Consider the following 18,706-nt stretch of genomic DNA (forward strand, 5'->3'; position numbering starts at 1 on the left):
TCAAAATCAGCATTAAATGCTAAAGATGCCCAGCGAGGCTGCACGTTTTCCAGATGAGAACATCGGCGTCAAAAGTGCGAACTTACCCTATCTCACGGGGCAGCCTTCCCGGCTCAACGGCACTTTGCAGGCAATCTTCCCTTATTGGGTATAGCCAAGACAGGCCGGGAGACTCAGTGATATAATTAGCGGATCGGGCTCAAGGACGCGTAGTGCATATGAAAGTAAAATATCTGATCTATTTTTTTACCTTTGCCCTGATGTCCTCATTTGCCCTGTTTATTTCCGATGAGTTGTCGGAAGCTGACACCGAGTATCGCGACAACCAACTCAATCTATACAAAATTACCCGAGCCAAAGAGATTTCAGAGGCTTTTCAGGCCACACTATTGGCACATCGCCTTAAACGTTTAAGCCTGATCGACCCACGTATCACTCCACATCAGTGGCAAGACGCCGATCGCGTAGCGCGGGAGAAAATCGCCCACTTTCGACCGCACATCGACAGCGAAATCTCGCAACGGCTCGGCATCAGGCAAAAAATTGCCGCGCTTTCCATGCTCAGTCTGATGGAACAATTGCTCAATAATGACAACCTGCAGCTTTCGCAGGTGACCGAAGCCAATGCCAATCTGTTCAATATCAATAGCGCTTACTATATTTCCCAGGCCAGTAAAAGTTACTACCGCTATAGCTACGATAACCGCATGGTCGATGGCGATTCATTTATGTTTCTTGAGGCAGTGCGATTAAATAACCGGCTGAACATGTCGGTGACCGAACTCATCGATCAGATTATTGACGTCAATACCAATCGACTGGCGCGCAAAGACGCTTATCTGAAAGCAATTCAGCTCACCGGCGTATTGAATGCGTTGAGTACTCGGCTGATTTTTATGAAACTTACCTATAACGACGTGAAAACTACTGCACTGGTGAATGAGATCCTGGGGCAGCTGTCAGCTCAGCAGATCAAGATCATTACCGAGGGATTATATACCGCCGTAAACACGCATACCGCCTACCCTACAGACGCTATTTATCCCTATGTTAAAAACCTGAGTGAGCTGTCACAACGGCTCTATCAGCGCAGTTTCGAAATGGAGACCGCCGCCTCGCAGAGCAAGATTTATGACAGCCAAACCGCCATTGACGGCATGATTTCGCTGGCGGGTCTGATTGCGCTATTTATCTTCCTGCCTACGCTGGTTTACTGTTCAAATATCAGCCGCTGGCTGACGAAAACGCATAATAATATTTTGCGCTTGTCTTACGGCGATATGAATATCGCTCGCAACGAAGTGTTCTACGGCCAGGAGTTGATAGCCATCAGCGACGCTATCAAACAGCTAAAACAGTACCAGTTGGAAAAGGTAACGCTGGAAAATGAGAAACACCTGCTGATTAAAGAGTTGGAAGCCTCCTCCTATCTCGATCCTCTCACCAATATCTATAACCGGCGCAAATTCTTCCTGGAGTGCGAATCGCTGGCTGCCGGCAGCTACCCACTCGCTTTTTGTCTGATCGACATTGATAATTTCAAAAGCCTCAATGACACCTACGGCCATCACGTAGGCGACCTGGTGCTGGTGGCATTTGGCAAGCTGCTGCAAAGCACCTTCCGCTCCAGCGACATTTTCTGTCGCTACGGTGGTGAAGAATTTGCCGTGATCCTCGGTAACTGTACGCTGGAAAATGCGCAGGAAGTGATGTCCAAGCTACGCGAGCGTACGCACCAGTTCAGCCTGACACTAACCGATGGGCAAAACGTCCGCTTCACCACCAGTTGCGGCATTGCCCAGGTTCGCGATATCCGCTTGTTGCCGGCAGCAATCAAACAGGCGGATGAAGCGCTCTATTTTTGCAAGAAAAACGGCAAAGACCGGATAGGCATTCACACCCAGAACGGTTTTATCTGAATTGTTGTTTAAAATAATTAACATTATAATTTTTATGACTAATTAGGCTAAGTCATTCACCTTACAGACTTATCTGACTTTTCTGTCGGTATCCTGATGGCAAGCAGAGATAAAGGCACGTTTAATCCTCGACCGGCTCCGATGAATTGTGGTGTGATGCAGCTTCAATAACAGGATAATCCGGGTATACTCCCCCCACTTTTTTATGATTATCCGGATTTGGACACGCGCCTGACGAGGATGCAGTAACGCGATATGACTCAATACGCCTCCCCGATTTTGACATCACTGCTTGATACTGATGCTTATAAGCTTCATATGCAGCAAGCAGTGTTCCATCGCTATCCTGCTATCAGCGTGGCGGCGGAATTCCGCTGCCGCGGTGACGAGCTGCTTGGCGAATATGCCGACGAGATCCGTGCCCAGATCGCACTGATGAGCCAACTGGCGCTAACAGACGCTGAGTTCAACTATCTCTCCGGGCTGCCTTTCTTCCGCGAGGATTACCTGAACTGGCTGCGCGAGTTTCGTTACGATCCGCAACAGGTCCAGATCGAAGATCATGCGGGCAAGTTGCACATTCGCATTGCCGGTCCCTGGCGTGAAGTGATCATGTGGGAAGTCCCACTGCTGGCAGTGATCAGTGAGGTGGTGCACCGTCACCGCTCCCCGGAAGTCACGCCTGAGATGGCCGTCGCTCATCTGCGCAGCAAACTCGAGCATTTTAAAGCCATGAGCGCTGACGTGGACATTTCTCGCTTCAAACTGATGGACTTTGGCACCCGCCGTCGTTTCTCGCAGAGTGTGCAGCAGGCAATTGTCAGCACCTTGAAAGACGAATTTCCTTATCTGGTCGGCACCAGCAACTACGATCTGGCCCACCAGCTTGCTCTGGCGCCCGTGGGTACTCAGGCTCATGAATGGTTCCAGGCGCACCAGCAAATCAGCCCGGTGTTGGCCAACAGCCAACGTGCAGCTTTGCAAGCCTGGCTGGATGAATATCCGGACCAGCTCGGCATCGCGCTGACCGACTGCATCACCATGGACGCCTTCCTGCGTGATTTCGGTCCGCAGTTCGCCCAGCGTTATCAGGGCCTGCGCCATGATTCGGGGGATCCGTTCGAATGGGGCGAGAAAGCCATTGCGCATTATCAGAAGCTGGGCATCGACCCGATGAGCAAAACGCTGGTGTTCTCCGACAATCTGGATCTGGACAAGGCGATGGCGCTGTATCGCCGTTTCTACCAACGCGTCAATCTGGTGTTCGGCATAGGTACGCGTCTGACCTGCGATATCCCGGGGGTTAAACCGCTGAATATCGTGATCAAGCTGGTCGAATGCAAAGGCAAGCCGGTGGCTAAACTGTCCGACAGCCCGGGCAAGACCATATGCCAGGATCAGGCCTTTGTGAAAGCGTTACGCAAGGCCTTCGATTTACCGCTGGTGAAGAAAGCCAGCTAAGCCACACCGCCCTGCCAACGCGAAAAAGCCGGCTGAAGACCTCACGCCGGCTTTTTTCTTCTTTATAAGAGACTTCGCCGTGCTCCCTTTTCGCCCAGAGCCAAGAAATGTTGCACCAATCCGGCGATTTCTGCTTGTGCTCTGCACCGCGGCAAGTAACATAGCAACATCCCCATATTCTTGGGTTGTAAGCTATTTCTAAACCAAATTATTAAGAGAGAAATCTATGAGCGTAGTGCCTGTAGTCGACGTACTGCAAGGCCGTGCTGCGGTTGACAGTGAAGTCACCGTGCGCGGTTGGGTGCGTACCCGGAGAGATTCTAAAGCTGGTATCTCCTTCCTGGCCGTCTATGACGGTTCCTGCTTTGATCCGTTACAGGCCGTCGTTAATAATTCTCTGCCGAATTATCAGGATGAAGTGCTGCATCTGACCACCGGTTGCTCGATTGAAGTGACAGGCAAAGTGGTCGCCTCTCCAGGCGAAGGTCAGAGTTTCGAACTGCAGGCGACCGAGATTAAAGTGGTCGGTTGGGTTGACGATCCGGACACGTACCCGATGGCGGCCAAACGCCACAGCATCGAATACCTGCGCGAAGTGGCGCACCTGCGCCCACGTACCAACCTGATCGGTGCCGTTGCCCGTGTTCGCCATACCCTGGCGCAGGCTATTCACCGCTTCTATCACGAGAATGGTTTCTTCTGGGTTTCCACCCCGCTGATCACCGCTTCCGATACCGAAGGCGCCGGCGAAATGTTCCGCGTTTCCACGCTGGATCTGGAAAACCTGCCGCGCACCGATAAAGGCGCTGTCGATTTCAGTCAGGACTTTTTCGGTAAAGAAGCGTTCCTGACCGTTTCCGGCCAGTTGAACGGCGAAACCTATGCCTGTGCGTTGTCGAAAATTTACACCTTCGGCCCGACTTTCCGCGCCGAAAACTCCAACACCAGCCGTCACCTGGCCGAGTTTTGGATGATCGAACCGGAAGTCGCCTTTGCTGACCTCGAGGATATCGCGGAACTGGCAGAGAAAATGCTGAAGTATGTGTTCCAGGCCGTCTTGAACGAGCGTATGGATGACATGCAGTTCTTCGCAGAACGCGTAGACAAAGATGCGATTGACCGCCTGAAGCGTTTTGTTTCTTCCGACTTCGCTCAGGTTGATTACACCGAAGCGGTGGAAATTCTGATCGCCTCTGGCCAGACTTTCGAGAACCCGGTTTCCTGGGGTATCGATCTGTCTTCCGAGCATGAGCGTTATCTGGCCGAGAAACACTTCAAAGCGCCGGTGGTGGTGAAAAACTACCCGAAAGACATCAAAGCTTTCTATATGCGTATGAACGACGACGGCAAAACCGTTGCGGCGATGGACGTGTTGGCTCCGGGCATCGGCGAGATCATCGGCGGTGCTCAGCGTGAAGAACGTCTGGACGTGCTGGATCAGCGTCTGGATGCCATGGGCCTGAATAAAGAAGATTATTGGTGGTATCGTGACCTGCGTCGTTACGGCACCGTGCCACACGCCGGCTTCGGTTTAGGTTTTGAGCGTTTAATCGCCTATGTCACCGGTGTGCAAAACGTGCGCGACGTAATTCCGTTCCCTCGCACACCACGTAATGCAACCTTTTAATTAATCAGATAATACATTTTCTAATTAATTTAGTTACAAAACCAAGGCCAGCTTAGCTGGCCTTTCGCATTTTTTAATATTGACGAGCGTCACAAAGTTCCGTGAATATTACATTTGGTTACAAATACTTTCTTTTTGAAACCTCATTAGGACATTGGTAGCATTTTCGTTCTAGATTAACCTGCCCGTGAATGGAACACTGCGTGCAGACACAGGACGACACCAATCTATCAACAATAGTTCCAAAAGAATTATTGGCGGCAGTGGCAAAGGTGTCCGAATAACACCAATGAGGGTAATATAATGATGAAGCGCAATATTCTTGCAGTGGTAATCCCAGCTCTGTTAGCCGCTGGCGCAGCTAACGCTGCTGAAATCTACAACAAAGACGGCAACAAACTGGATCTGTACGGTAAAGTTGACGGTCTGCACTACTTCTCAGACGACAAAGGTAATGATGGCGATCAGACCTATGTTCGTTTCGGCTTCAAAGGTGAAACCCAGATTACTGACCAACTGACCGGTTACGGCCAGTGGGAATACAACGTTCAGGCTAACCACGACGAAGCACAAGGCACTGAAGGCACCAAGACTCGTCTGGGCTTCGCAGGTCTGAAATTTGCTGACTACGGTTCATTCGACTACGGTCGTAACTACGGCGTACTGTACGACGTAGAAGGTTGGACAGATATGCTGCCAGAGTTCGGTGGCGATACTTATACCTACACCGACAACTTCATGACTGGCCGTACCAACGGCGTTGCGACTTACCGTAACAACAACTTCTTCGGTCTGGTTGACGGTCTGAACTTCGCTGTTCAGTACCAAGGTAAGAACGAAAACGACGGTCGCGCTCTGAAGAAACAGAATGGCGACGGTTGGGGCCTGTCTTCTACTTATGACATCGGCGAAGGCGTAAGCTTCGGTGCTGCATACGCATCTTCTGACCGTACTGACAAGCAAACCAACAACTCCACTGCTGGCGGCGACAAAGCTGACGCATGGACCGTTGGTGCGAAATATGACGCGAACAACGTCTACCTGGCAGCCATGTACTCTGAAACCCGTAACATGACTCCATACGGTGATTTCGATGCAGGTATCGCTAACAAAACTCAGAACTTCGAAGTGACTGCTCAATACCAGTTCGACTTCGGTCTGCGTCCAGAAGTTTCTTACCTGCAGTCTAAAGGTAAAAACCTGGCTGGCCACACCAACCACGGTTCTAGCTTCAGCGGCGGCGATGCCGACCTGGTTAAATATGTTTCTGTTGGTACCACTTACTACTTCAACAAAAACATGTCTACCTACGTTGATTACAAAATCAACCTGCTGGACGACAACGAGTTCACTAAAGCCACTGGCACCGCTACCGATGATATCGTAGGTGTTGGTCTGGTTTACCAGTTCTAAGTTGTCTCACTTAACGGCGGTTCACCGTCGGCTAAGTTAAAAAACAGGGCTTCGGCCCTGTTTTTGTTTTTGCGCTACGCGTAAATTTTTATCCTGCCAATGTCCCCTTCTTCCTCATTTTTTATGCTGAATCTGCGCCCTTCACAAGATCGCTGTGTTTTTCTCGCAAACGGTTGGCAAAGCGCATAACTGGCGCTACCCTGATGCTTCTGTCTGCTTAACTCCGAGCCATGGAAGCACCTGACATGTTTGAAAAAATCACTGCTGCACCTGCCGATCCGATTCTGGGTCTGACCGACATTTTCCGTGCCGACGCGCGCCCGAACAAAATCAATTTGGGCATTGGCGTCTACAAAGACGAAACCGGCAAAACGCCGGTGCTGACCAGCGTGAAAAAAGCTGAGCAGTATCTGCTGGAAAATGAAGCCACCAAAAACTATCTCGGCATTGAGGGCATCCCCGCTTTCGCCAACTGCACGCAAGAGCTGCTGTTCGGCAAACAAAGCCCAATCATTGCCGACAAGCGTGCGCGCACCGCGCAAACGCCTGGTGGCACCGGCGGCCTGCGTGTGGCAGCTGACTTCATCGCCAACCAGACCAGCGCTAAACGCATCTGGATCAGCAACCCAAGCTGGCCGAACCATAAAAATGTGTTTGGCGCCGTCGGCCTGGAAGTGCTGGAATATGCCTACTACGATGCGGCCAATCATGCGCTGGACTTCGATGGCCTGCTGAACAGCCTGAAACAGGCTCAGGCAGGCGATGTGGTCCTGTTCCATGGTTGCTGCCATAACCCAACCGGCATTGACCCTACGCCTGAGCAGTGGGCTCAGTTAGCCGAGCTGTCTGTGGCTAACGGCTGGCTGCCGCTGTTCGACTTTGCTTATCAGGGCTTCGCAAAAGGCCTGGAAGAAGATGCGCAGGGCCTGCGTATTTTCGCCGCCAAGCATCAGGAACTGATCGTAGCCAGCTCGTACTCGAAGAATTTCGGCCTATACAACGAACGCGTCGGCGCCTGTACTCTGGTGGCTGCAGATGCGGATACCGCTGACCGCGCCTTCAGCCAGGTGAAAGCCGCCATTCGCGCCAACTACTCCAACCCGCCGTCTCACGGTGCTGCGGTGGTTGCGACCATCCTGGGTGATGATGCGCTGCGCGCCCTGTGGGAGCAGGAGCTGACCGATATGCGTCAACGCATTCACCGCATGCGTCAGCTGTTCGTGAATACTCTGCAGGAGAAAGGCGCAGAGCAGGACTTCAGCTTTATCATTAATCAGAACGGCATGTTCTCGTTCAGCGGATTGACCAAAGAACAGGTGCTGCGCCTGCGTGACGAATTTGGCGTTTACGCCGTTAACTCCGGCCGGGTTAACGTCGCCGGCATGACGCCAGACAATATGGCGCCTCTGTGTGAAGCCATCGTCGCCGTGCTGTAAAGGTTACGGTTTCAAATAAGCAAAAGGGGCGCTCAATGCGCCCCTTAGTTATTTCTGCCGGGAAATAACCTTACCAGATGGCCGGTTCTTCTCGCAGGAACGGATTGGTTTCACGCTCTTGACCGAAGGTAGACATCGGTCCGTGCCCCGGGATAAACGCCATGTCATCCCCCTGTGGCAGGAGCTTGGTGCGGATCGAGTTGATTAATGCCTGGTGATCGCCGCGTGGGAAGTCGCTGCGACCCACGCCACCGTTAAACAATACGTCACCCACCAGCGCCAACCGCGCCTGCTCATTAATAAACACGATATGGCCAGGAGTATGACCCGGGCAATGCAGCACCTTGAGCGTCATTTCACCCACCTGCACGCTGTCCCCTTCTTCCAGCCAGCGAGTTGGCGTCAGAGGCGCACACTCTTCCAGACCAAACATCCGGCTCTGTGCAGGCAAACCATCCAACCAGAAAGCATCTTCCTTGTCCGGACCGTAGATCGGTACCTGATAGTGTTCCGCCAGCTCAGCCGCTGCCCCTACGTGATCGAGATGGCCGTGCGTCAGCAGGATCTGCGTGACCGTCACGCCCTGCCTGGCAATTTCGGCCTTTAATTTCTCCGCTTCGCCGCCGGGATCGACCAACGCCGCCTGTTGGGTACTCTCACACCAGATCAGGCTGCAATTCTGACTAAAAGCGGTAACGGGAATAATTTGGTATTTCATAAGGCTCCAACGACAACAGCGCCATACCCTGACGGGCTGGCGCTACTCACTTATGGTGCACAGCGATTACCAGGTCCGCACCGGGCCGGTATCGATGTGTACAAAGTTGCTACGTGGGTAATATCCTACACCACCGGCGCTCATTTTTAACGCCGCTTTGCGGATATTGCTCAACTGGATGCCTTCGATATGGAAGTCCATCGCCTGGCCCTTGGTATGATAGCTGTGCTTGGCCACACCGCGGCTGCGCTCACGCAGCTCATTGTTGGTATCCAGGGAACGATAACCTGAAACCAACTGTACCGGTTTGTTGGTGCCCAACAGACCCTGCAGGCGATAGAGGTGATCAAATAGACGAGGATCGATCGACTTGACTTTATTGGCTCGATAATCACGGAAGAGATGATTAAGACGAACTAATTCGTCTTTATTATATCCCTTGCCGTCGAAGAATTCGGCTTTCAAGGATTCGCCCGTATGCATATTATTAACGACAAGAATACGCGGGCGCGAAGTAGAAAGACTGGCAAAGGCTTGCCCAGGGAGCAGCGCTATGCCCACAGCGGCGCTACCTAACGCCAGCCACTTACGGCGATGATGATCAATTTTGTCCATGTTTCTGTTAAACCCGGCAAGAATATCAAAATATATGCACAAAACAGCGCACTGCCTGAACCATAACCGCCCGCACTGATTGAGTCAACCCGTGATATCCCGCGGTTTGCAGGCACTCACGGAATGAGTGCCTGCACCATGGCCCGATATTCTGACCGTTATTTATTTATAATTACTGCATTTATTGCATTAATTTTTCGGCCTGAGCCAAAATTTGTGCACCCGATCTCACCGTATCATCGTAATTGTAAATATCTGTACGGAATTGTGGCTTTCCATCATCAGAGACCCAGGCGGTTAAATAATACAATTTAACCGGAATATGCTGGCGGATATTTACGTAGGTGGTATTTCCCTGTTTTAGGGTGGAGGAAACACGGGTATTGTTCCAGCCCGCATCCTGCAACAGCATATTCGCCAAATCCGAAGCCTTGTTGACCCGCACGCAACCCGAGCTCAGGGCACGAATGTCTTTCTGGAACAGGTTATGGTTCGGCGTGTCGTGCAAATAGATGGCGTCCGAACTCGGCATGTTGAATTTAAAACGCCCCAGCGAGTTGGTCGCTCCCGGAGCCTGGCGGATCCGGTACGGGAAGTTACGGGCCGACACCATATTCCAGTCGATCATTGCCGGGTTGATCACCTCAGCATCGTTGCTCCAGCCGGAAAGCACGGTATAACCGTGTTTTTGGAAGTAGCTGCCGTCACGCATCGCCTTCGGCACAATGTCTTCGCGCACCAGCGTGGTCGGCACGTTCCACGGCGGGTTAACTACCACATTGTTCAGTGCACTGTTCATCAACGGCGTCTTGCGGCTGGGCCGCCCTACGATCACCCGTGACGAAAGTACCTCATTGCCGTTCAGGTAATAGGTCAACGAGTAGTTAGGAATGTTGACCATAATTCCGGTGTCAACGCGGCCGGGAAGAATGCGTAAACGCTGGATGTTCAGGGCCAGCAGCGAAGCTCGCATTTGTGGCGTTACGTTAAGCCATTCGCGGGTGCGTACGCCAATCACGCCATCAGCGCTCAACCCTTGCCATTTCTGGAAGCGTTTAACGCCCTCAACCAAATCGGCAGTATAGCGATTGTCCGTGACCGTGACCGGACTCTCCTGCTGCTGACTGAACGGCGATTGCGGTGACGGCGCCAAGTCTTTTACCGGCGCGGCGGCCGGGCTGACTACCGCACTCTGGGCCTCGCGATTTTTCTCTTCATCTACCGATAAGCCACCATCGTCTGGCTCATTGCGCGAACCGGTCAATACCGCAGGCGGCTCCTGCGCCTCTGCCGGCGCGGCAGAAGTGGTCAGCATACCGTTGCGCGCCAGGATCTCGCGCAAGGCAGGAATATCATCGCTCAGTTGATCGGGGCGCAAACTCGGGCCATTGGCCATCTGCGGCCATGGGCGTCCATCAGCCAGCATGTCGCGTAATGCCTGATGCATCTTGGCGTATTGCGGGTGCTGCGGTGCCAGCGAGTTGACATACGGCACCGTTTTACCCTGACGCACCGCTAACTGCCACTGGTTAATCACCGTATTCGGCGGCAAACCGAGCTTGTAGGGAATGTTGCTGTACAGCCAGCTGTTGCCATTGGCGCCGATCGATGAAACGAACTGCAAATACCCCAACATCGCATCAGACAGTACGATATCGCGGGCCACACCGGTAATGGCTGGATTGGTCAGCAATTTTACCCATTGCGTAAACTGCGGCTGCACGCCAGACATCGCCAACTCGGCCAACTGCTGCTGAAATTGCTGTACCGATTCGCGATCCTGCCACATCAGTTGCATCCGGTTCGCTGCGTACAAAGGAGCAAGCGTTGAAAGATAATGCGGTGTGATACCTTTAGGCAATGCCGCAAGCAATTCCGAACGACTTTGCGCAACTGACATGCCGGAAGACGCCACCGGGAATGCAGGAACGGTTGCCCATACGGGTAGCGACGACGCAAGACCACATGCCATTGCGCAACTCAACGCCAAACGTCGTACCTTGTTTCCATTTCTAAGCAACATCCATTGCCCCCTGTATGCTCACAAAAAATACAACCAAGACAGCTTATTAGTTTCAGTATACGAACAGAAAAGCCATTTTGCCCTTTGGCACTAATGAATAACTGTAATTCATTAAGCTACCCGTTTAAAAGCGGATAAAAAAGCAGGACTATCATCCATGCGTACAAAAAAATAGCCACCCCAGGGCGGCTATTTTCAGATTATTAGCGGGCTTTTTTGCGCTTACGGCGTTTCAGCCGCGGTGACACCCAGTGCCGCAGGCGGTTCGTTAGCGAAACCGCGCAGCCCCACAACGTGTACGTGTTCATGGTTCTGGAACACCTTACGCACCAGCTTATACGTGGTCCCTTTTTCCGGGCTGATGTTTTCCGGTGCGGCGATGATCAGCTGCATTTCCAGGCGGTCGCACAGCTCAAACAGGGTCGCGATGGATTTGGCATCCAGTCGAGCCGCTTCATCGAGGAACAGCAGACGGCATGGGGAGATATCTTTACCGCGCAGGCGGCGAGATTCCTCTTCCCAACTCTGTACCACCATCACCAGAATCGACATCCCGGTACCGATCGCTTCACCGGTAGACAACGCGCCGCTCTCGGCACGCAACCAGCCGTCGGAGCCGCGGAATACTTCTACTTCCAGCTCGAGGTAGTTACGGTAATCCAGCAGCTCTTCACCGATGGTCTGCGGCGTGCGCTGGCCCATATCAATCTGCGGATTCAGGCGCTGGTACAGCTTGGCCAGCGCTTCTGAGAAGGTCAGGCGGTTGCTGTTAAACAGATCCTGATGCTGTTCCTGCTGCTCAGAGAGCACGTCCAACAGGGTCGCATGCGCTTCACGCACGTTGACGTTCAATCGCACGCTTTTCACCTGACCGAAGGAAACCGCCTGCAAGCCCTGGTTGAGCATGCGGATACGGTTCTGTTCGCGCTGGATGGTTTTGCGAATGATGTTCGCCACGCTCTTGGAACTGATCGCCAACTTCTGCTCACGGGCGGTCAGTTCTTCGGTCAGACGGCCCAGCTCGATTTCCATCTGCTCGATAGCCTCAACCGGGTCATCAGTACGAATGATGTCCTGACGAATACGCTCGCGCAAATGCTGGTACACCGCGATATAGAACTGGATCTTGCGTTCAGGACGCTTAGGATCTTCCGACAGACGCAGCACGTCGCGCAGATGTTCGTTATCCGATACCGCCAGACGCAGCGCACCGAGCGCCTTATCCGACATCGAGCGCAGTTCGTCGCCGTCCATATAGGCCAATTCGCGACGGTGCAGACGACGTTCAACCCCGTTGTCTTTCACCATGCGCATCACTGCGCACCAGCCCGCCTTGGCGGTCACCACCTGCTCACGCAACTGATGGTAATCACGCTCAAGCTTACGCAGTTTCTTCTGCAGACCGTCCATTTCCGCTTCGCAGAAGGTCAGCTGTTTTTCCAACTGGTTGCGGCGCGCGCGGTTGTTGCTCAGGCCGGCGTGCAGTTCATCACGACGTGCGCGGGCACGGGCTTCAGCATTGGCATCCGCCTGTACGCCAATGTCGACCAGCTCCTGGCTCAGTTCTTTCAGCATGTCGCGCTTGGCGTCATAGGAGCTTTTCAGCGACGCCAACACTTGGCTGTACTGAGTAAACTGGGTCTGGTACTGACGTAACTGCTCGCGGGCACGGGTACGTTCCGCTTCCGCGTGTTCAAGACGTTGGCGCAGCTTGTCGTTCAAATCGTTGTTGGCGTTTTGCATACCGGCAGAGTCGGTATAACCGAAGTGCGCGCGGCGCTGCACCACTTCGATCAAGGCAAACGCCTGCTGTTTAGCCTGACGCTGTACGCTTTGCGCCTGGATGTAATCCTGCTGTAACTGCTCATGTTGCTGCGGATCGCTCTGCAGCACCGACAGCAACGGCTCCAGCTTGGTCAGGGAAACGCCGTGCTGCTGAATATGACGCGCGGCATCCTGCGCCTCTTCCAGCTCTTCACGGATTTCTTCTACGCGATCCTGCAGGGTTTCATCGTTTAACAATGAGACCAACGGCATCAGGCGGTTCAGCGCGGAGATGCCTTCTTTCGCCTGCTCATATTGCTGGCGTTGCTGCTGGTTCTGCGCTTCATGGTTGTTCAGCGCACGCTCTACTTCACCGCGACGGGATGTGAGGCTGCGGATTTCCGCTTCCGGATCGGCGTCAAACGCCACCGCCAGATGAGAGCCGATGAAGCGGCTGAAGGCCTGATGCGAACGCTGGGTCTTTTGCACGTCGAATGACAGCGTGGCGTAACGCTCGGCCAGCGTTTCACGCTCGGCGTGCAGCACTTCAAGGCGGTTTTCGCGGGCAGCGCGACCAAACAGCGGCACTTCCGGATAACGGGAGTAACGCCATTGACGATCGGCGGTTTTCACCAACACCGCGCGGTCCTGCTCTTCAACGGCGAACACGCTGTCATCGAATGACTGCGGATCCCCTTCGATCAGATAGAGATCTTCCGGGCAATCTTCCAACCCTTCCAGCATTTCGCGAACCAGCGACAGATCCGGCACCACGATCGCGTGACGCGACGGGCCATACAATGCGGAGAAGTAAGGCGCATCGTCGATAGTGACATCGTCGTAAATTTCGGAGAGCAGCACGCCGCCAAAACGTTCGGCCAGCGTAACCAGGCGTTGGTCTTCGGCCCCGCCCGGCTGGCTGAGACGTTCGATCTGCGCTTCAACCGCACGCTTGCTGGCAGCCACTTCGTCACGCTCAACGGTGGTTTCACGTTCGCGCTCCAGCAGTTGCTGCATGTACTCAGTCACCTGCTGGCTGCTTTCCAGCGGTTCGCCGCTCTGCTCGCTGAGCTGGCTCAGGGCATCCTGCGCCGCTAACCAGACAGGGGCGCGGGTGGTGAGCTCACGAATGCGTTGCTGAATTTGCTCCAGTTCCTGGCGCATTTCCATCCGGCGTTCGCCGGCCTCGCTGACGCTTTGCGACAGCGACTCCAGACGCTCTTCCAGCTCTTGTTGCAGAGCATCGAGTTCATCCGGCTGATACTGCTGACCATGGCGCTTGCAGAATTCCTGCAGCAGGCGTTCGGCATCCTGCTGGGAGCGCAGACGTTGTTCCAGCTCGCTCAGGCGCATGCGCAATGGCTGTACGCGTTCGGCAAGGTGTTGTTGCGATGGCCAGTCGCGCAGCAATTCGCGCGCGCACTGCCAGGCTTCGCTGCGGCTGACCTGGCCGGCGATTTTCCCCACCAGCTGATAAGCCTGTTCAAACTGACCGTGCGCGGCATCGGCCACGCTCAGTTTCTGCTCGAGCATCAGCAAGGCTTCCGTCGCCTCTTGCTCGCGCGCCTGGAAGGTATCCAGCCACTGTTCGGCATTTTCGGCGGTCAGCTCCGGCAGTTGGCACAGTGCTCGCGCACGTTCCAACGCCTGCAACGCTTGCTGATATTGAATGGCGCGGGTCTGCTGCACGTCCAGCGCCTGCTGGTAGTCGGCGAGTTGGCTTTTCAGCTCATCCACTTCCAGTTCGGCCGCCTCGGCGCGCGCTTCGTTTTCGGCCTGCTGTTCGCTGGCCTCCGCCACCACTTCGTTCTGTTCTTCCAGACGGTAGGTCAGCTCTTCCAGATCGCCTTCATAGCGCTCGATCTTTTCCTGCTGACGCATCGCCGTCTGCACCAGGTTAAGGTGATCGCTGGCGGCCTGATAATCCGTTTCCAGATCGGATTCTGCGCCACTCTGCTCCGCCAGTTCGCGCGCCATTTCCACATGGCGATACTGCTCAGCAGCCAGCTGTTTGCGGCTGCCCAACAGATCGCTGCGCAATGCCAGCGCGCCGTCCAGATGAATACGCCGCTCATTGGCATGGCGCATATAGTCCGCCGCCACGTAGGAGGTGGCTTCTGAAATCAGGTGCTTGAACAGATCGCGATCGCTTTGGGTCACGCGGATCGCTTCCAGCGTCATGCGGTTTTCACGCAGCGCCGCTTCCATGTCCTGGAAGGCCTTGCGCACGCCGCTGTTTTCCGGCAACAGATAGTCGCGCAATGAGCGGGTGATGGCGCTGGAAATACCGCCGTACAGTGAAGCTTCGATCAGGCGATAGAACTTGCTGCGATCGGACGATGAACGCAAGCGTTTCGGGATCACGCCCAGATCGAACATTAATGAGTGGTAGTCGGTGATGGAGTTGAATTGCTTGAACTGCACGCCTTCCATCTCTTCAACGCGCTCTTTCAACTCCTGCAGTGTCAGCACGCGCGCCTGGCGCTCGCCCACCGTTTGGGTCAAAAGTTCGGTCGGCTGTACTGCCGTTGGCAGGCCCTGAATGGTGAATGGCTTGATGTCCACTTTACGGTCACGGCCGGCCACCTGTTGCAGGCGCACGCCCACCACCACACGCTGGTGGCGTGAGTTGATCACGTCGAGAGTGGAATAACACACCCCGGCACGCAGCTTACCGTGAAGACCTTTGTCGCGCGAGCCGCTGGTGGCGCCGGCTTCTGTGGTGTTACGAAAGTGCAACAGCGTCAAGTCGGGGATAAGCGCAGTGACGAAAGCCGCCATGGTGGTGGATTTCCCTGCCCCGTTACCGCCGGACAGCGTGGTCACCAACTCATCGAGATCAAAGGTGCGGGCGAAGAAGCCGTTCCAGTTGACCAGCGTCAGCGAGCGAAATTTACCGCGTTCAATCATTCCTGTTCATCCTCTGCACTTTCCGGTGTGGTATCAAGCTGCGAATCTTCAGCATCGCTTTCATCAGTCAGCGACAGGCTGTTTTCAACCGGCATCGCTTCGCCGTCACGGATCATACGTAACTGTGCTTCACGCGGATCGTCACCGCTGCGCACATCGGCGCCAAAGCGGAACACCGCTTCGGTGATGCGGAACTTGCTGCTGTCATTGCCCATGAAGTAGATCATGCCCAGACGACGCAGGCGGTTCAGTGAAGTGCGCACTTTTTCGTGCAGCTTCTGGCGATCGAGATCCGAACCGGTAGAGCGCTGATTAACGAACTTCAGCAATTTGGTTTCGTCTGCCAGGCTCAACAACTCGTCGTACAGCTCCTGGTGGCTGAAGATCCCCTCATGCGCCAGACGCTCCGGGCTGAGGTAGAGATAGCACAGGATTTTCCCCACCATCATGTCCAGCTCGGATAAAACCGAACGCGGGATCAGGGTAGTGGAGCGCGGACGCAGATAGAAGAACCCTTCCGGCGCGCGGATCAACTCCACGCTGTAGCGGGCGTAAAACTCTTCCAGTTCATCCTGGAAATCCATTAAGAAGGCGTGGTTGTCCAGCTCATCGATACCGATGTGACGACCTGCGCGCAGATGGCTGTCCAGCGCAGGAAACAGCGCGTTAGACAATGCCTTGGCCAGCTTGACTGGCATTACTTGTTCAATATTTGTCGATGACATGGGCCTGGACCTTGGCTCCGTAATCATTGATTGCCTGCCATTGTGCCGGCAACCCTGAAAAATCTGCTTCAGCCACACCAAGGCGCACTGCCTGGTCGACCACTATACGTGCCACATCGAAATGACGGGCACGCGGATATTGCGCCAGATAATCGCGCATCACCGCCCCTAAATTGAGCGGCATCTGTTGTTCCTGATAAATCTTCAACGCCTGTTCGATCATGGCCGCCAGCTGCTCGCGAATTTCGCTGAACTCCTCGAATTCCAGATCCGGCGGCAATTCCCCGGTCACTTCCTCGCTGCGCAAGGCCAGCTCTTCGTCACGCATATCCAGCAGGCGATCGGCGTTGGCATGGGTCAGTGTCCATGGGTTGTCGAAATAGTTCTGCACCGACTGGCGCAAACGCTGGGCGAACACCCGGTTCTTGTCCATGTCGATCGCGGTACGGATAAATTTGTGCACGTGGCGGTCGTAGCCAATCCACAGGTCGATCGCCTGCTGGCCCCAACTGATGATGCGGTCGAGCTTGCTTTGCAAGTCGAACACCAGCTTATCGACGAAGCCCAGCTCCGCGCCACCCAGTGTAGCATCCTGAATGCGCAGCAGGTTGGCCTGCAGCTTGTCGCCTGCCGCCTCCAGAGTATCCTGCAGTTCACGCAGGGTGCCTGAGGTTTCGGACAGCAGCATCTCACAGCTGGAAATGGCCGCCCGCCAGTCCTGGTTCAGCAGCGCGGCGATATCATCTTTTACGCCCTGCTGCTGTTCATCCATCACCCGTTGGGTCATGTCGATGCTGTCGAAGATTTCCGCTACCGAATATTTCAGCGGGGCAAACACGTTGCGGTGCCAGTGGAAATCGTCACCGCCCTCTTCGGCGGCGTCGGCGGCGCGTTTCAGCTCCTGCGCCACGATCGACAGCTGCATCGACAGACGCAGCGTGGAGAATTCGCGCTGACGAATATAGTAATCGGTAATGCCGATCCCCAGCGGCGTCAAACGGTAAATTGCGTTACCGTCCGCCAGTTCGCTGGTGAAGCGGTTTAACAGGCGCTGGCGCACCATGTCGTTAATCGCATTGTTGGCGCGGACCGCCACCGTTTCATGCGTCTGTTCGAAACCCTTGCTGACATGGCGAAATGCATCAACCAGCTCACCTTCGCTCATCTCGCCGTCCAGCCGCTCGCCGTTCAATGTGGCGATAGCAAGCAAAAACGCGAGACGCTCCGTAGGGAGCGAAATAGAGAAATCATTTTTCCGTGCCCAGGCGACCAGTTCGGGTACTGTCTGGGAAAATTCACTCATAGTTCGTCCTTCAGGTTTGGTTTATGCGCCATGACGTGAATATAGCGCCCCAAACTCACGTACGGCTCCTGCCGGCAATAGTGCTGTTCAAGCGCCAGTAACTCTTCAAATTTTTGCGTCTGTAACTGCCTGCTTTGCAGGTAATCGTGGAACACCCGCACGCCGGTTTTCCCGCTGATGCGCATGCCCAATTGTTCCAGCCAGCCGTATACCTGCGGCGGACTATGTGGATTTTGCGGTGACAACGAACGCTTTCTGCGTCTTCTGACCTCGGGGTTCACCAGTTGGAAATTACCCAACACCACGTTACGCATCAAGAGGCCATTGGCATTAAAGAACATCAATGACAGTGCGCCACCTGGCAGCAGGCAGTCGAACAACGCCCGCAGTGCCGCTTCAGGTTCGGCAATCCATTCAAGCACAGCATGAAACAATACCAGATCAACCGGCTGTTCCAAATGTTGGCCAATATCCTGTGCTGAACTTTGTATGAATTGCATGTTCTGGCTCACACCTTTCTGCTCAGCCAGTAATGCGGCGCGTTGGATCATCTCACCAGAAAGATCGCACAACAACACCTGATGTCCTAATTCTGCCAATTGGCAGGCCATATGGCCTTCGCCGCCGCCGGCATCCAGAATGCGCAGCGGCCGCTGCGGCAACTGGGCCAACAGCGTGGTCAGATCCTGCCAGACTACCGCCTGACGGATTTTCCCTTTGGTGGTGCCGTAAATATTACGCGCAAACTTTTCAGCAATATCGTCAAAATTGCGATCCTGCATGGACAACGGC

The 18,706-nt window shown here is 54.3% G+C and carries 12 protein-coding genes; 5 read left to right on the forward strand and 7 right to left on the reverse strand.

Annotated elements, in window-relative coordinates:
• The first annotated feature begins 218 nt into the window (after nucleotides 1-218).
• The 5 genes from ACMGG1_RS15640 to ACMGG1_RS15660 all read left to right on the forward strand — a co-directional run bounded on the left by ACMGG1_RS15640 (nucleotide 219) and on the right by ACMGG1_RS15660 (nucleotide 7,856).
• Entirely contained in the window at nucleotides 219-1,919 is a 1,701-nt protein-coding gene (locus ACMGG1_RS15640) for a GGDEF domain-containing protein (RefSeq protein ID WP_414160840.1), read from the forward strand.
• Between the two features lie 255 nt (nucleotides 1,920-2,174).
• Nucleotides 2,175-3,380 carry a nicotinate phosphoribosyltransferase gene (gene pncB / locus ACMGG1_RS15645; protein ID WP_020826152.1) on the forward strand — a complete coding sequence of 402 codons (1,206 nt, stop codon included), beginning with the start codon at nucleotides 2,175-2,177 and terminating at the stop codon, nucleotides 3,378-3,380.
• Between the two features lie 226 nt (nucleotides 3,381-3,606).
• Nucleotides 3,607-5,007 carry an asparagine--tRNA ligase gene (gene asnS, locus ACMGG1_RS15650; RefSeq protein ID WP_020826151.1) on the forward strand — a complete coding sequence of 467 codons (1,401 nt, stop codon included), beginning with the start codon at nucleotides 3,607-3,609 and terminating at the stop codon, nucleotides 5,005-5,007.
• A gap of 303 nt (nucleotides 5,008-5,310) precedes the next feature.
• Entirely contained in the window at nucleotides 5,311-6,420 is a 1,110-nt protein-coding gene (ompC, locus tag ACMGG1_RS15655; protein WP_269476097.1) for a porin OmpC, read from the forward strand.
• A gap of 245 nt (nucleotides 6,421-6,665) precedes the next feature.
• Nucleotides 6,666-7,856: an amino acid aminotransferase gene (locus ACMGG1_RS15660; RefSeq protein WP_044549564.1), complete on the forward strand. Its 1,191-nt coding sequence runs from the start codon at nucleotides 6,666-6,668 to the stop codon at nucleotides 7,854-7,856.
• 70 nt (nucleotides 7,857-7,926) lie between these two features.
• Here the strand turns inward: ACMGG1_RS15660 and ACMGG1_RS15665 are convergent, their stop codons facing one another.
• The 7 genes from ACMGG1_RS15665 to cmoM all read right to left on the reverse strand — a co-directional run bounded on the left by ACMGG1_RS15665 (nucleotide 7,927) and on the right by cmoM (nucleotide 18,696).
• A complete protein-coding gene (locus ACMGG1_RS15665; protein WP_048761915.1) occupies nucleotides 7,927-8,574 on the reverse strand; it encodes an MBL fold metallo-hydrolase in 648 nt (215 codons plus the stop codon).
• A 66-nt stretch (nucleotides 8,575-8,640) separates the two neighbouring features.
• Nucleotides 8,641-9,189, reverse strand: coding sequence for a YcbK family protein (locus ACMGG1_RS15670; RefSeq protein WP_020826147.1), 549 nt, complete (start codon nucleotides 9,187-9,189; stop codon nucleotides 8,641-8,643).
• A 181-nt stretch (nucleotides 9,190-9,370) separates the two neighbouring features.
• Nucleotides 9,371-11,212, reverse strand: a complete 1,842-nt coding sequence (gene ldtD / locus ACMGG1_RS15675; protein WP_414160841.1) for a L,D-transpeptidase — start codon at nucleotides 11,210-11,212, stop codon at nucleotides 9,371-9,373.
• 222 nt (nucleotides 11,213-11,434) lie between these two features.
• Complete coding sequence (gene mukB / locus ACMGG1_RS15680; protein WP_020826145.1) at nucleotides 11,435-15,886, reverse strand: chromosome partition protein MukB; 4,452 nt, start codon at nucleotides 15,884-15,886, stop codon at nucleotides 11,435-11,437.
• Entirely contained in the window at nucleotides 15,883-16,611 is a 729-nt protein-coding gene (gene mukE / locus ACMGG1_RS15685; RefSeq protein ID WP_414160842.1) for a chromosome partition protein MukE, read from the reverse strand. The genes mukB and mukE overlap by 4 nt, the downstream gene beginning before the upstream one ends.
• Nucleotides 16,592-17,914, reverse strand: a complete 1,323-nt coding sequence (mukF, locus tag ACMGG1_RS15690) for a chromosome partition protein MukF (RefSeq protein ID WP_020826143.1) — start codon at nucleotides 17,912-17,914, stop codon at nucleotides 16,592-16,594. The genes mukE and mukF overlap by 20 nt, the downstream gene beginning before the upstream one ends.
• Nucleotides 17,911-18,696 (reverse strand): tRNA uridine 5-oxyacetic acid(34) methyltransferase CmoM, encoded by a 786-nt coding sequence (gene cmoM, locus ACMGG1_RS15695; protein ID WP_414160843.1) that lies wholly within the window; start codon nucleotides 18,694-18,696, stop codon nucleotides 17,911-17,913. Before cmoM ends, mukF begins: the two co-directional genes overlap by 4 nt.
• Between the last annotated feature and the right edge of the window lie 10 nt (nucleotides 18,697-18,706).

This window comes from Serratia sp. BNK-12 (assembly GCF_047456085.1).
Taxonomy (GTDB): Bacteria; Pseudomonadota; Gammaproteobacteria; order Enterobacterales; family Enterobacteriaceae; genus Serratia; species Serratia liquefaciens.

Bases quoted from the DNA above. Each gene is read 5' to 3' on its own strand.
- pncB (WP_020826152.1), top strand. From the start codon at position 2,175: ATGACTCAATACGCCTCCCCGATTTTGACATCACTGCTTGATACTGAT.
- ACMGG1_RS15665 (WP_048761915.1), bottom strand. From the start codon at position 8,574: ATGAAATACCAAATTATTCCCGTTACCGCTTTTAGTCAGAATTGCAGC.
- asnS (WP_020826151.1), top strand. From the start codon at position 3,607: ATGAGCGTAGTGCCTGTAGTCGACGTACTGCAAGGCCGTGCTGCGGTT.
- mukB (WP_020826145.1), bottom strand. From the start codon at position 15,886: ATGATTGAACGCGGTAAATTTCGCTCGCTGACGCTGGTCAACTGGAAC.
- ACMGG1_RS15660 (WP_044549564.1), top strand. From the start codon at position 6,666: ATGTTTGAAAAAATCACTGCTGCACCTGCCGATCCGATTCTGGGTCTG.
- ACMGG1_RS15670 (WP_020826147.1), bottom strand. From the start codon at position 9,189: ATGGACAAAATTGATCATCATCGCCGTAAGTGGCTGGCGTTAGGTAGC.
- ACMGG1_RS15640 (WP_414160840.1), top strand. From the start codon at position 219: ATGAAAGTAAAATATCTGATCTATTTTTTTACCTTTGCCCTGATGTCC.
- mukF (WP_020826143.1), bottom strand. From the start codon at position 17,914: ATGAGTGAATTTTCCCAGACAGTACCCGAACTGGTCGCCTGGGCACGG.
- mukE (WP_414160842.1), bottom strand. From the start codon at position 16,611: ATGTCATCGACAAATATTGAACAAGTAATGCCAGTCAAGCTGGCCAAG.
- ldtD (WP_414160841.1), bottom strand. From the start codon at position 11,212: ATGTTGCTTAGAAATGGAAACAAGGTACGACGTTTGGCGTTGAGTTGC.
- cmoM (WP_414160843.1), bottom strand. From the start codon at position 18,696: ATGCAGGATCGCAATTTTGACGATATTGCTGAAAAGTTTGCGCGTAAT.
- ompC (WP_269476097.1), top strand. From the start codon at position 5,311: ATGATGAAGCGCAATATTCTTGCAGTGGTAATCCCAGCTCTGTTAGCC.